11 protein-coding genes are annotated in these 13,030 nt (G+C 71.1%); 3 read left to right on the forward strand and 8 right to left on the reverse strand.

Annotated elements, in window-relative coordinates:
* Window positions 1–37 precede the first annotated feature (37 nt).
* The gene (locus tag ACIG5F_RS27895) at window positions 38–3,367 is read right to left on the reverse strand and encodes an indolepyruvate ferredoxin oxidoreductase family protein (RefSeq protein WP_396522403.1); all 3,330 of its coding nucleotides are present in this window, start codon (window positions 3,365–3,367) and stop codon (window positions 38–40) included.
* Between the two features lie 133 nt (window positions 3,368–3,500).
* Between ACIG5F_RS27895 and ACIG5F_RS27900 the strand changes: the two genes are divergently transcribed.
* Window positions 3,501–3,971, forward strand: a complete 471-nt coding sequence (locus tag ACIG5F_RS27900) for an Lrp/AsnC family transcriptional regulator (protein WP_396522405.1) — start codon at window positions 3,501–3,503, stop codon at window positions 3,969–3,971.
* Window positions 3,972–4,006: 35 nt separating this feature from the next.
* On the opposite strand, the gene ACIG5F_RS27905 is transcribed toward ACIG5F_RS27900, so the two are convergent.
* Complete coding sequence (locus tag ACIG5F_RS27905; protein ID WP_396522407.1) at window positions 4,007–4,444, reverse strand: DUF5997 family protein; 438 nt, start codon at window positions 4,442–4,444, stop codon at window positions 4,007–4,009.
* Window positions 4,445–4,476: 32 nt separating this feature from the next.
* On the opposite strand from ACIG5F_RS27905, the gene ACIG5F_RS27910 reads away from it, so the two are divergent.
* A complete protein-coding gene (locus ACIG5F_RS27910) occupies window positions 4,477–5,262 on the forward strand; it encodes a LysR family transcriptional regulator substrate-binding protein (RefSeq protein ID WP_396522409.1) in 786 nt (261 codons plus the stop codon).
* Between the two features lie 190 nt (window positions 5,263–5,452).
* Here the strand turns inward: ACIG5F_RS27910 and ACIG5F_RS27915 are convergent, their stop codons facing one another.
* Together ACIG5F_RS27915 and ACIG5F_RS27920 are read right to left on the reverse strand one after the other, a co-directional pair.
* The gene (locus tag ACIG5F_RS27915; protein WP_396522411.1) at window positions 5,453–6,301 is read right to left on the reverse strand and encodes an alpha/beta fold hydrolase; all 849 of its coding nucleotides are present in this window, start codon (window positions 6,299–6,301) and stop codon (window positions 5,453–5,455) included.
* A 144-nt stretch (window positions 6,302–6,445) separates the two neighbouring features.
* Window positions 6,446–6,649 (reverse strand): cold-shock protein, encoded by a 204-nt coding sequence (locus ACIG5F_RS27920; protein WP_396522413.1) that lies wholly within the window; start codon window positions 6,647–6,649, stop codon window positions 6,446–6,448.
* 303 nt (window positions 6,650–6,952) lie between these two features.
* On the opposite strand from ACIG5F_RS27920, the gene ACIG5F_RS27925 reads away from it, so the two are divergent.
* Window positions 6,953–8,065, forward strand: coding sequence for a hypothetical protein (locus ACIG5F_RS27925; protein ID WP_396522415.1), 1,113 nt, complete (start codon window positions 6,953–6,955; stop codon window positions 8,063–8,065).
* Here the strand turns inward: ACIG5F_RS27925 and ACIG5F_RS27930 are convergent.
* Genes ACIG5F_RS27930 through ACIG5F_RS27945 form a run of 4 tightly spaced genes read right to left on the reverse strand, consistent with a single transcriptional unit; the run spans window position 8,019 to window position 12,664 of the window.
* Entirely contained in the window at window positions 8,019–8,507 is a 489-nt protein-coding gene (locus ACIG5F_RS27930) for a sarcosine oxidase subunit gamma (protein ID WP_396522417.1), read from the reverse strand. The genes ACIG5F_RS27925 and ACIG5F_RS27930 overlap by 47 nt on opposite strands.
* A complete protein-coding gene (locus ACIG5F_RS27935) occupies window positions 8,497–11,205 on the reverse strand; it encodes a 2Fe-2S iron-sulfur cluster-binding protein (protein ID WP_396522419.1) in 2,709 nt (902 codons plus the stop codon). Before ACIG5F_RS27935 ends, ACIG5F_RS27930 begins: the two co-directional genes overlap by 11 nt.
* Window positions 11,202–11,444 (reverse strand): sarcosine oxidase subunit delta, encoded by a 243-nt coding sequence (locus ACIG5F_RS27940; protein WP_396522421.1) that lies wholly within the window; start codon window positions 11,442–11,444, stop codon window positions 11,202–11,204. The genes ACIG5F_RS27935 and ACIG5F_RS27940 overlap by 4 nt, the downstream gene beginning before the upstream one ends.
* 14 nt (window positions 11,445–11,458) lie before the next feature.
* Window positions 11,459–12,664 carry a sarcosine oxidase subunit beta family protein gene (locus tag ACIG5F_RS27945; protein ID WP_396522423.1) on the reverse strand — a complete coding sequence of 402 codons (1,206 nt, stop codon included), beginning with the start codon at window positions 12,662–12,664 and terminating at the stop codon, window positions 11,459–11,461.
* Window positions 12,665–13,030 lie beyond the last annotated feature (366 nt).

The raw sequence follows: 13,030 nt of genomic DNA on the forward strand, positions 1-13,030 counted from the left end.
CTCCTCACCCTTCTGGAGCCGGGGCAGCCCCCATTCCTCAGCGCACCGCGTGCGGGTGTCTGCCCAGCTCGGCGGCCAGTTCCGCCAGCTCGGCCCGGTAGCCGCGGACCGATTCGACCTTGATCTCCTCGTAGCCGCGGACCCGGTCGGGCAGGCCGGCCACCCTTAGCGCCAGCTCCTCCGGGGCCGCGGCCAGCCGGCCGACCACCTCGACGTACTCGGTGATCAGGTCACGCTCCATCCGCCGCACCGCGGCGTAGCCGAACAGGTCGAGGCGGCTGCCGCGCAGGCGGCGCATCGACCGCAGCACCCGGAACGCCGGGCCAGCTGTGCGGCCCAGGGCCAGCTTGCGGCGCATGCCCATGGCCCGCAGCAGCGGCGGGTGCAGCATCACCTTCACCTTGGCGTCCGGGCCGAACTGCCGGCGCACGGCCGGGTCGAGGTGCAGGCGGGCCACCTCGTACTCGTCCTTGTACGCCATCAGCTTGTAGAGCTGGCGCGCCACGACCTCGCGCACCGCCACGTTCTCGACCCCGGCGAGAACGTCGACGTAGCGGCGGGCGTAGCGCGTGTCCTGGTAGCCGATCAGGTCGGCCGTCCGGGTCAGGGCGGTCTTGGAGTCGATGCCGGCGGCGGCGAGGATCTCCTTGGCCTGGGCCAGGAACGGCTCCGCCCGCAGCAGCCCCTCATCGTCGGTGCTCTCGGCGCGGCCGGGCCAGGTCGGGTCGAGCACGAGCTGGCGGCCGGCCCGGAACGCCTGGACGGTGGTGGCCACGCCGACGCCGTTCTGCGCGATGGCCGCCTCGATCGCCTTGGCGCTCATCGGCAGCAGCCCCGACTGGTAGGCCGCGCCGATGATCAGGAAGTTAGCCGCGGTGGTGCTGCCGAACAGGCGCGCGGCCACGCCCAGCGCGTCCACCGCGACCATACGGCCGCCGATGGTCCGGTCGGCGATCGTGCCCAGCAGCGTGGCGCTGGCCGGCAGGACCTTGGACGGATCGGTGACAGTCTCGCCGGTCGCGGTCTGGCTGGTGGACACCACCGCCACCGTGCGGTCGGCCGCGCAGCGGTCCAAATTGGACGGTGCCGTGGCCGCCAGGGCGTCGAAGGCCAGATAGGCATCGGCGGCGCCCAGGCCGACCAGGCCCGGCCGTTCCCGGTTCTCCGGGCCGACCCTCAGGTGGGACACCACCGCGCCGGCCTTCTGGCTCAGGCCGGTCTGGTCCATCGCGCGGGCGTCCAGACCGTCCAGCAGCGCCGCGCCAGCCAGCACCTGGTTCGCCGTCACCACACCGGTTCCGCCCACGCCGACCAGCACCACGTTGGCCTGGCCGGGTTTCCGCGCCGGCTCGGGCAGATCGCCCGGCAGCTGCGGCGGCGTGACCTTGGCCTTGGTGGCCTTGCCGGGCACGACCGTCATGAACGACGGGCAGTCGCCCAGCAGGCAGGAGAAGTCCTTGTTGCACGAGGTCTGGTCGATACGGGTCTTACGGCCGAACTCGGTCTCCACCGGCTCCACGCTCAGGCAGTTGGACTTCGCGCCGCAGTCGCCGCAACCCTCGCAGACCGCCTCGTTGATGAACACCCGCTGCGGCGGCTCGGGAGCCTTGCCGCGCTTGCGCTTGCGGCGGGTCTCGGCCGCGCAGGCCTGGTCATAGAGCAGGACTGTCGTGCCTGTGACAGTCCGGAGTTCACGTTGTACGGAATCGAGATCGTCACGATGCCGTACCGTCACGCCATCGGCCCATGCCGTGCCGCGCGGGTACTTGCCCGGATCATCAGCCACCACAACGATTTTCGCCACGCCCTCGGCGTGCAGCAGGTGGGTGACGCCGACCGGGTCGATGCCGCCGTCGGCGTCCTGGCCGCCGGTCATCGCCACCGCGCTGTTGTAGAGCAGCTTGAAGGTGATGTTGGTGCCGGCCGCCACCGCCTGCCGCACGGCCAGGCTGCCGGAGTGGAAGAACGTGCCGTCGCCGATGTTCTGGAACATGTGGCCGGCGCCGCTGAACGGGGCCGCGCCGACCCAGGTCGCGCCCTCGCCGCCCATCTGCGTCATGCCGAGGCTGCGGTCCATGAACGTGGTCATGGCGTGGCAGCCGATGCCCGCGCCGGCCATCGACCCGTCCGGCACCACCGTGGACCGGTTGTGCGGGCAGCCCGAGCAGAAGAACGGGGTCCGGCTGACCGCCGTCAGCGTCAGCTGCGGACGCCGCCGCGGCAGCGGGTGCACCGCGTCCGCGCCGAACCGCTCGGCCAGGGTTGTGGTCAGCGCCAGGGCGATCCGGTCCGCGTCGAGCTCGCCGGTGACCGGGATGAGGTCCTTGCCCCGCACCCGCGGGCGGGTCGGCAGGTCGTAGAGCGCGTCCCGGACCAGCGGCTCCACGAAGGCCCGCTTGTCCTCCACCACCACGATCTCGTCCAGGCCCTCGGCGAACTCCCGCACCGTCTCCCGGTCCAGCGGGTGCACCAGGCCCAGCCGCAGCATCCGCACGCGGTGGATCTGCTCGTCGACCCCGAGCCGGTGCAACGCCTCGCGAAGCTCCACAAAGGACCGTCCGACGCCGATGAAGCCGATCTTCGCCCCGTCGCGCGCGCCCTCGATCCGGTTGATCCCGTTGGCCCGCGCGAACGCCGTGGCCGCGGCCAGCCGGCCGTCCAGCACCTCGCGCTCCATCGCCAGCGCCGCCGGGATGTCCACGCCCGGCTTGCGCGTGGGCTGCCAGGAACGGCCCAGCCAGCTGAACTCAGGGACCGTGATCTCCACCGGCTGCGCGGTGTCGACCACCTCGGTCGCGTCGGCGATGCTGGTCAGCACGGTCATGCCCACCCAGGCGCCGCTGAACCGGGACATCTCGATGCCCAGCCGGCCCAGCCGCAGCACGTCGGCCACCGAGGCCGGGGCCAGCACCGGCATGAACGACTCGGCCAGCGTCATCACCGAGTTCGACGGCAGGGTCGAGGACTTGCAGGCCGGGTCGTCGCCGGCCACCACCAGCACGCCGCCGCGCGGGGTCGTGCCCATCCAGTTGGCGTGCTTGAAGGCGTCCGACGAGCGGTCCACGCCCGGGGCCTTGCCGTACCAGAGGCCGAACACCCCGTCGAAGCCCGGATCCGGCAGCTGGGTGCTCAGCTGCGAGCCGTAGACCACGGTCGCCGCCAGCTCCTCGTTCACGCCCGGCACGAACCTGATGTCGTGCTCCGCGAGCAGCGTCGACTGCTTCAGCAGCAGCTGGTCCAGCCCGGCCAGCGGCGAGCCCCGGTACCCCGAGACCAGGCCAGCCGTGCGCCAGCCCCGGGCCCGGTCGGCCTCGCTCTGGTCGACCAGCAGCCGGGCCAGCGCGTGCACACCATTGAGCAGCTGCACTTCGACCTCCCACAACCCTGCGCAAGTTGACTAGATTGCACGTCCAATGCGGGCGATGCGCAATACGAGGGTCCGCTCATTGAGCGATATGCTCAACGAAGGCGGCCGACGCGACGACGGGGTGAGCAGAACGGTGACTCTCGACACACTAGACCTGCGCATACTGCGTGAGCTGGTGCGACGGCCGCGCGCCGGCATCACCGAGCTGGCCAGCCTGCTCGGCGTCGCCCGCAACACCGCCCACGCCCGGGTCCAGCGCCTCGAACGCGACGGCGTCATCGGCGCGCGCGGCCGTGAGATCAACATGGCCGCGCTGGGCCTGGAGGTGACCGCCTTCGTCACCATGGAGGTCGCCCAGGGGCGGCTCAGCGAGGCCGTCGCCGCCATCCAGAAGGTGCCCTATGTGCTGGAGGCACACGGCATCGCCGGCTCCGGCGACCTGCTGGTGCGGGTCGTCGCCCGCAGCAACCGTCACCTCCAGCAGGTCGTCGCCTCCGTGCTGGCCTGCCCCGGCATGCTGCGCAGCAACACCACCGTGGCCCTCATCGAGCCCATCGCCTACCGCGTCGACCCCCTCTTCGAGGTCGTCCACCCCGACCCCTGACCCCGCCCCCCAAAAAACGCCAGGAAAGGCGTTGGTCAGCGGGACTTGGCCGGCTTGGCCTTCCTGACCGGCTTCACCGGCTTGGCCGCCGGCTTCACCGGCTCGGCGGCGCGGTCCTTGAGCTTCTGCTGCTCCTCGCGGAACTCGGCCTGCGTCTCCTGCTCGCGGACCAGCCAGTCCGGGTTCTCCGTCTTGATCTGCTCGATCTGCTCCGTGGTCAGCGCCTCGGTGACGCCGCCGCGGGCCAGGCCGCCGATGGAGACGCCCAGCTTGGCCGCCACCACCGGTCGCGGGTGCGGGCCGTTGCGGCGCAGGTCGCGCAGCCACTCCGGCGGGTCGGCCTGGAGGGCGTTGAGCTCGTCGCGGGAGACCACGCCGTCCCGGAACTCCGCGGGGGTGGCTTCGAGGTACACACCCAGCTTCTTCGCCGCGGTCGCGGGCTTCATCGTCTGGGGGGTCTTCTGCGACGTCATGGGCCCAAGCCTACGGCCGGTAGCCTGACCCCGTGACGTTCAGGCTGGCCTACGTGCCGGGGGTGACTCCGGCCAAGTGGGTGCGCACCTGGCGGGAGCGGCTGCCCGAGGTCCCGCTGACCCTGGTCCGGGTGACCGCCGCCGAGGCCGAGACGGCCGTCCGGCGGGGCGAGGCCGACGCCGTGCTGCTGCGGCTGCCCGTCGACCGGGACGGCCTGCACGCCATCCCGCTCTACATCGAGGCCACCGTCGCCATCGTGCCCAAGGACCACTTCCTGGCCGCCGCCGAGGAACTGTCCGAACAGGACCTGGCCGACGAGGTCGTGCTGCACCCCCTCGACGACGTTCTCGAGTGGACGGCCCCGCTGCCCGGCAAGCCCGCGTTCGAGCGCCCCGCCACCACCGAGGACGCCGTCGAGCTGGTGTCGGCCGGCATCGGGCTGCTGATCGCCCCCCAGTCGTTGGCCCGCCTGCACCACCGCAAGGACCTCACCTATCGGCCCCTGCCGAGCGGCCCCGTGTCGCAGGTCGCGCTGTCGTGGCCGGCGGGGGAGACGTCCGAGCTGATGGAGCAGTTCATCGGCATCGTGCGGGGACGGACCGTGAACAGCTCCCGCGGCGGCCAGCCGGCGGAGCGGGGCGGCCAGTCTCCCGAGCTGGGCGCCCAGCCAGCGAAGTCTGCTGAGCGGGGCGGTCAGCCGGCGAAGTCTGCTGAGCGAGGTGCCCAGCCGGCCAAGGGCGGCGCGCGGCGCAAGCCGGCCGCCAACACCGGCCGACAGCGCAACGCCGCCCGCGGCAAACCCCGCCGCCGAGGCTAACCCCACCCCCAGCCTCCCACCCCCTCTTAAGCCACACGCGCTTCCCATTTGGGCTCTGACGCCACATGGGAAGCGCATGTGGTGAAGCGCCTGCCCGTGTGCCACGTGCGCTTCCTATGTGGGCCTGGGTGCCAAATGGGAAGCGCATGTGGCGAAAAAGAGGCGGGGGAGGGGAGGGGAGGGGAGGGAGTCAGCCCTTGTGGGTGGCGAGGTGGTCCAGCAGCAGGGGGATGACCTTGTCCGCGGACTCCTCGGGCAGCCAGTGGCTGGCGCCGGGCAGCTCCACGAACTGGTACGGCCCGTCCACCCAGTCCTTGGTGGTCTCGGCGGCCAGCCGGCCCAGGGCCTTGTCCTCGCTGCCCCAGATGTAGAGGGTCGGCGCGGTGACCCGGCCGGCCTCGATGTTCAGGTCGTCGGTGGGCACGGCCCGGTACCAGCTCAGGGCGGCGGTCAGGGCCCCGGGCTCGGAGAAGCGCTTGACGTTGCGGGCCACCAGTTCCTCGGACACGGCCCCGCCGTAGGCGGCGGCGAGCCGGGCGGCGTTGTCGCCGAGCAGGGCTTCCTCGGCCGGCCCGACCCCGCTGCGGAAGAACCGCACGTAGCCGACCCGGTCGTACTGGTCCTGGGAGGACGTCACGGCGGCGTGCAGGGCCTGCGGATGGGGCGTGGCCAGGACGCTGAACGACTTGAGCCGGTCGGAGTGGGCGCCGGCCAGGGCCCAGCCGACGATGCCGCCCCAGTCGTGGCAGATGAGGTGGAAGCGGTCGGCGCCTTGCGAGTCGGCGAAGCCGAGGGCGTCGGAGACCAGGCTGGCCACGACGTAGTCGGCGATCTCGGTGGGCCGCGCGCCGGGGGAGTAGCCGCGCTGGTCGACGGCCACGGCCCGGTAGCCGGCCGCGCCGAGCGCGGTGAGCTCCTCGGTCCAGCAGTCGGCGAACTCGGGGTAGCCGTGCAGCAGCAGCACGAACTCGCCGTCGACGGGACCGGCGGCGAGCGCGTCGAACACGTGCTCGCCGAGCGTGATCGTCAGTGATTCCATGCCGGCAGTCTGCCGGACACCACCGTGGCCGGCCGCCCCGGTCGACGGCGATCGGGGACGTCGGCGGCCTGCCGTGGTGCCCGATCGGCCGGAAATACGGAAGGGCCCGCGCCGTTGCCGGCGCGGGCCCTCCTGTTCGGCTGCTCAGATGGCGCGGACGCCCTGGGCCTGCGGGCCCTTCTGGCCCTGGCCGATCTCGAACTCCACGCGCTGCCCCTCGTCCAGGGTCTTGAAGCCCGTGCCCTGGATCTCCGAGTAGTGCACGAAGACGTCGGGACCGCCACCGTCCTGCGCGATGAACCCGAAGCCCTTTTCGCTGTTAAACCACTTCACACTGCCCTGCGCCATACCACTAACTCCCTGTAAGCCGAGCCAGGCCATCACAACGAAAAGCCCCGGTCTCAGCGCACATCATGCCACCACCGGGCCCCGGTGCGGAGTGTGCGGCGCGGATAAGTTCGCGTTTCTCGCCCGAAAGGGGAGTTTTCCCAGGTCATCGGCGGTCGACCGGGTACGGTGCGACGCCCGTGGTCACGCTCGGTGTGCCCTGATCGGGGTAACGGGCACCGCTGAACGGCCTGATCAACAGGCCCCTGGGCCCGGTCGGGCCGGCCGGCGTGACACCATGGAGCGAGTAGCACAGGGGGCGACATGTCGGACAATCCGGAGCAGTACATCCACTACCCGCAGCAGCCGCCGCCGGCGGGGCCGCTGGGACCGCCACAGGGACCGACTGAGCCGATGTACTACCAGGCGCCGCAGCCCGGGGTCGTCCCGCTGCGCCCGCTGGACGTGGGGTCTCTGATCGGCGGCTCGTTCAAGGCGATCTTCCGCAACTGGCAGCCGGCGCTGCTGCTGCCGTTCATCGCGAGTCTGGTCACCGCGGCCATCGGCATCGTGCCGGCGTTCATCCTGTTCAGCCAGACGCTGGCCAACGTCAACGGGCGGACGACGCCCGACCAGGCCCTGTCCTTCCTCGGCGGCTGGCTGCTGATCATGGTGATCGAGCTGGTGCTGGTCATCGCGGTGTCGGTGACCACCCAGGCGGTCGTGACGATCACGGTGAGCCGGGCGGTGCTCGGCCGCTCCACCACGATCGGGCAGGCCCTGCGCGCGGCCGCGCCGCGACTGCTGCCGCTGCTCGGGCTGACGACGCTGATCTGGCTGATCGTGGCCGGCTGCGCCTTCGTGCCGTTCGCGGCGCTGGTCGCGCTGGCCGTCGCCGCGCAAGCCCCGGGCCTGGCCCTGCTGGCCTTCCTGGTGCTCGTCGCCGGCATCGTCGCCGGCGCCTACTTCTGGGTCTCCTACGCCTTCGCGCCGGCCGCGCTGGTCATGGAGCCGGCGCCGGTGCTGACCGCGCTGCGCCGGTCCCGCTGGCTGGTCACCGACAACTGGTGGCGGTCGTTCGGCATCCTGCTGCTGTGCGGGGTCATGGTCTACATCGCCAGCTACCTGGTCGAGCTGCCGGTGTCGCTCGCGCAGTTCGGGCAGCTGGCGCAGTACTCGACCATGGGCGGACGGCCGGACCCGGCCCAGGTGTTCGGCGCCCTGTTCTCGCCGACCACAGCGATTCTGATCACCGTGGGGTCGGCCGTGGTGTACGCGCTCGGCCAGGCGTTCATGATCGGCGTGAGCACGCTGCTCTACCACGACCTGCGCATCCGCAAGGAGAGCTTCCACCTGGCGCTGTGGCAGATGTCCCAGCTGCCCGACGACCTCAGCCCGGGTGCGACGGCGACGCCGCATCCCGAAGCCACGATCTGAGGTAGCCGGCGAACGAGGGCCGCACCAGGATCCGGTACGTCGGCGCGGCGTCGACCTGGTGTAGCACCACGTTCGCGCGGGCCAGCATGGTCTGCGCGCACCGGCCCGGCCCGAACGCCCTGGGGTGCAGGTCGATGCCGCAGCCCTGTTCCAGCACGTCCCGCGCGTCCGGTCCGGACAGCTCGAACACCACCCGGTTCGCCGAGACGTCGGTGACCGAGCCGGGGGTGTCGCCCAGCGCGGCTCGCAGCCGCTGCTCGTCGGCGCCGAACACCAGCCACTGGTCCGGCCCCAGCCACAGCACCGACTCGGACCCGGTGTTCGGCACCACCGGCAGCGGCGTGCCCAGCAGCTCCCCGATCCGGGTGGCGGCCGGGTCGACGGGGTCGACCCGCAGGTCGACCTGCCGGTCGAGGGCGATCTCACGCAGCTCAGCCGTCACGGCGGGTCCCCTCCGGGTCGTAGAAGATCGGCTCGGTGACGGTCGCGGCGATGGTGCGGTCGCCCAGCGGCGCGAGCACGGTCTGCCCGATCAGCTGCCGGCCACCCTTGAGCAGGGCCAGCGCGAAGGTCCGTTCGAGCGCGGCGCTGTGGTAGCTCGACGTGACGTGCCCGAGCATCGGCACCGGCGGCGTGAGCGGCGTGTCCGGTGCGATCAGTTGCGCGCCCTCGGGCAGCAGGTCGTCGGGGTCGGCCGGCAGCAGTCCGACCAGGTGCTTGCGGTCCGGGCGCGCGGTGTCGACCCGCCGGTAGGAGCGTTTGCCGACGAAATCCTTGCGCGGTGAGACGATCCACTCCATGCCGAGGTCCTGCGGCGTGACGGTGCCGTCGGTGTCCTGGCCGACGATCACGTAGCCCTTCTCGGCCCGCAGCACGTGCATGGTCTCGGTGCCGTACGGGGTCGGCAGCCCGGTGGCCATCACCGCGTCCCACACCCGGGCCCCGTGCCGACCGTCCACATTGATCTCGAACGCCAGCTCGCCGGAGAACGACACCCGGGCGATCCGGGCCGGCGTGCCGTCGGCCAGCTTGACGTCCTTGAAGGTCATGAAGTCGAAGGCGGCCGCCGAACAGTCCACGTCCGGCGCGACCATGGCCAGCACGGTCCGGGCCTGCGGGCCGACGACCGCGATCGTGGCCCACTGCTCGGTGACGGAGGTGAACCACACCTTGAGCTCCGGCCACTCGGTCTGGGACCACTCCTCGAACCAGTCGAGCACCGTGGCCGCGTTGCCGGTGGTCGTGGTGGCCAGGAACCGGTCCTCGGCGATCCGCATCACCACGCCGTCGTCGAACACCATGCCGTCGGCCTTGCACAGCAGGCCGTACCGGCAGTGGCCGACCTTGAGCTTGGCGAACGCGTTGGTGTACATGCGGTTGAGGAACTCGCCGGCGTCCTGTCCCTGGATGTCGATCTTGCCAAGGGTGGAGGCGTCCATCACCGCCACGCTGGTGCGGGCGGCCCGGCATTCCCGGAGCACGGCGGTTTTCATGTCCTCGCCGGGCTGCGGGTAGTACCAGGGGCGCTTCCACTGGCCGACGTTCTCGAACCGCGCGCCGTTGCGGACGTGCCAGTCGTGCATCGGGGTCGTGCGCACCGGATCGTGCAGCTCGCCCCGATCCCGCCCGGCCAGCAGGGCAAAGGACACCGGAGTGTAGGGCGGCCGGTAGGTGGTCGTGCCCTGCGGCGTCTCGGCCCCGAGCAGTCGCGCGATCACGCCGATCGCCGCGAAACCGGAGGTCTTGCCCTGGTCGTGCGCGGTGCCGATGGTGGTGTAGCGCTTCACGTGCTCCACCGACCGCATGCCCGCCCCGGTCGCCCGCCGCACGTCGGCGACGGTCGCGTCCCGTTGCAGGTCGACGAACTGCCGGTCCTCGGGACCGTCGACGAACCACACCGGCTGCGGGTCCTTGCCGCTTTCCCTGGCGGTGTGGGGAATCCCTGGCCGGTCCCCAGCGAACCCGGTCAGCGTGGCCGCCTCCAGCCCGGCTTCGGCGCCCCCTTCGAGGCACCCGGCGAGATCGTAGACGGCGTTGGCCGCGCCCACGATGTGTTGGGCCTGAACGGAGGTGTCCGGCACGAACGCGGCGACGCGCTCGTCGTAGCGGGTCCTGCCCTGGGACTGCGAGAACAGGTGCACGGCCGGGTTCCAGCCGCCGGACACCGCGAGCAGATCGCAGGCGATCTCCCGGTCGCCGACCAGCACGCCCTCGATCCGCCGCTGGCCCAAGGCTTGTCGCACCACCGATCCGGCGATCACCTCGATGCCGAGATGACGGGCCCGGGCGGCCAGCGCTGCCGGCGGCTCGGCCCGACTGTCCACAATGGTCGAAACCTGGCCGGCGAGATCGAACGCCGTCCCGTAGGCACCGTCGTTTGTCGTCGCCACCACGATGTCACGGCCGGGGAGCACCGCGTACCGGTTGGCGTACTGGCGAACCGCCGAGGCCAGCATGATGCCCGGCAGGTCGTTGTCCACGAACACCAGCGGCCGCTCGTGCGCCCCGGTGGCCAGTACCACGCGCTTGGCGCGGACGTGCCACAGTCGGGTTTTCGACGCCAGGGCAACGAAGTTCTGGTCGTAGTAGCCGAACGCCGTGGTCCCGGTCAGCACCCTCGTCTCGGGCAGCGCGCCCAGCTCGCGGGCGGTGTCGGCCAGCCATCCCATTAGCCGGTTCTCGGTCAGCAGTGACCCGCCGAGCTCGCGCTGCTCGTCGACCAGGATCGTGCGTGCCCCGGTCCGACCGGCCGCCAGCGCGGCCGCGAGGCCGGCCGGGCCGCCGCCGATCACCAGCACGTCACAGTGCGCGTTTCGCTTGTCGTAGCGGGTGTTGTCCGGTGTGTCGGTGAGCCTTCCCCTGCCCCGCAGAGTGGTGGCGGCCAGGCCGTCGACCAGCTCGACGGTGGTGGCCAGCAGCATCGGATCGTCCAGCTGCACCAAGGCGTTCGGCTCGTCCACGCCGGCCGCGAAGATCCCGCGCGGCCTTCCCCTGTACGTGCTGGGTGCGACCTCCAGCAGACCGTTGGCGATCATCGCCGACGCCAGCGTGTCGCCGGCGTAACCCAGGTATTCGACGTCGTCCACGGTGAAGCGCAACGGTTTCGCGCGGTCGATTCGACCGCCTTCCGGGAGCCTCATCGCACGATCTCGTGGGTCGCCGTGTCACGGACGATGCTGAACCAGCGACGGCACCCAGCCGAGTGCGACCAGCGCTCGGCGAACTTCCCCTTGGGGTTGTCCCGCACGAACAGGTACTCGCCCCAGTCCACATCGGACAGTTCGGCCGGCTGCGCCGGGTACGGCACGCCGGCCTGGCCGCCGTAGTGGAACTCCGTCTCGTCGCGGTCGCCGCACCAGGGGCACGGGATGAGCAACATCGGAACCTCTCCCTCTAGTGGGCGACGGCCGCCGCGCCGTGCTCGTCGATCAGCGCGCCGGTGGTGAACCGTTCGAGGGCGAACGGTTCGTTCAGCGGGTGGGCGTGGCCGGTGGCCAGGGTGTGGGCGTAGGTCCAGCCGGAGGCCGGGGTCGCCTTGAAGCCGCCGGTTCCCCAGCCGCAGTTGACGAACAGGTTGTCCACCGGCGTCGGGCCGATGATCGGCGACGCGTCCGGCGTGACGTCCACGATGCCGCCCCAGGTGCGCAGCACGTGGGCCCGGGCGAAGATCGGGAACAGCTCCAGCGCCGCCGCCATCTGCTGCTCGATCACGTGCACCGAGCCGCGCTGGGCGTAGGAGTTGTAGGGGTCGATGCCCGCGCCCATCACCAGTTCGCCCTTGTGCGCCTGGCTGACGTAGACGTGCACGTGGTTGGACATCACGACGCAGGGGTGCACCGGCTCCAGCAACTCGGACACCAGGGCCTGCAACGGATGGCTCTGCACCGGCAGCCGAATTCCGGCCAGGCTGGCCAGCACGCTGCTGTGCCCCGCCGCCGCGAGGCCCACCCGGCCGGCGCGGATCGGCCCCAGGTTCGTCTCCACCCCGGCGATCGTGTTGCCGTGCTTGATGAATCCCGTGACCTCGCAGCCCTGGATCAGATCCACCCCGAGCTCGTCGGCCTTCCGGGCGAACGCCCAGGCCACGTGATCATGCTTCGCGATGCCGGCCCGCGGCTGCAACGTCGCCCCCAACACCGGGTAGCGCACGTCGTCGGCGGTGTTCACGATCGGGCAGAACTTGCGAACCTCGTCCGGATCCAGCCACTCCGCGTCCACCCCGTTGAGCCGGTTGGCGTGCACCCGCCGCGTTCCCTCGCGCACGTCCTGGAGCGTGTGCGCCAGGTTCAGCACGCCCCGCTGGCTGAACAGGATGTCGTAGTCCAGCTCCGCCGACAGTCCCTCCCACAGCTTGAGGGCATGCTCATAGATGGCGGCGCTCTCGTCCCACAGGTAGTTGGACCGGATGATCGTGGTGTTGCGGGCCATGTTCCCGCCGGCCAGCCAGCCCTTCTCCAGCACCGCCACGTTTCGTATGCCGTGGTTGGCCGCCAGGTAGTACGCCGTGGCCAGCCCGTGCCCCCCGCCGCCGACCACGACCACGTCGTAGCCGGCCTTGGGCTCGGGATTGCGCCACAGCCGGTCGGGGTGCTCGGACATGCCCACCTCCACGAAGCCTGTTGCAGATTAAGCGCCCAGTTGCGCTCTCCACAACACCCGGATGAGCTGCCCCCGGCTTCAAGCGGCGAGGTGGGGGCGCGACTGGCGGGGTGGGGTTGGTGCGGGAGCGGTCGGGCGTGTGGCTTTGGCTGATGGGTGGGTGTGGTTGTGGTTTGGGTGCCCGCGCCGCGCGGTTGCCGGGTGGTAGGGTTTGCGGTGAGGGGTTGGGGTTGTTGTGTGGTTGGGGGTGGGGTGGGGCGGTGGGTTGGTGGCTCCGGGTGGATTTTTTGTGGAGGCCTCTGGGCGATGGCGTATCAAGGCGCTATAGGGCAGGCTCCGCCTGCCACGATACGCAAGAAGCTTATT

Source organism: Kutzneria sp. NPDC052558 (assembly GCF_044547355.1).
GTDB lineage: Bacteria > Actinomycetota > Actinomycetes > Mycobacteriales > Pseudonocardiaceae > Kutzneria.

Coding starts and splice junctions, on each gene's coding strand:
- ACIG5F_RS27925 (WP_396522415.1), top strand. CDS start 6,953: ATGTCGGACAATCCGGAGCAGTACATCCACTACCCGCAGCAGCCGCCG.
- ACIG5F_RS27920 (WP_396522413.1), bottom strand. CDS start 6,649: ATGGCGCAGGGCAGTGTGAAGTGGTTTAACAGCGAAAAGGGCTTCGGG.
- ACIG5F_RS27940 (WP_396522421.1), bottom strand. CDS start 11,444: ATGTTGCTCATCCCGTGCCCCTGGTGCGGCGACCGCGACGAGACGGAG.
- ACIG5F_RS27945 (WP_396522423.1), bottom strand. CDS start 12,664: ATGTCCGAGCACCCCGACCGGCTGTGGCGCAATCCCGAGCCCAAGGCC.
- ACIG5F_RS27935 (WP_396522419.1), bottom strand. CDS start 11,205: ATGAGGCTCCCGGAAGGCGGTCGAATCGACCGCGCGAAACCGTTGCGC.
- ACIG5F_RS27905 (WP_396522407.1), bottom strand. CDS start 4,444: ATGACGTCGCAGAAGACCCCCCAGACGATGAAGCCCGCGACCGCGGCG.
- ACIG5F_RS27915 (WP_396522411.1), bottom strand. CDS start 6,301: ATGGAATCACTGACGATCACGCTCGGCGAGCACGTGTTCGACGCGCTC.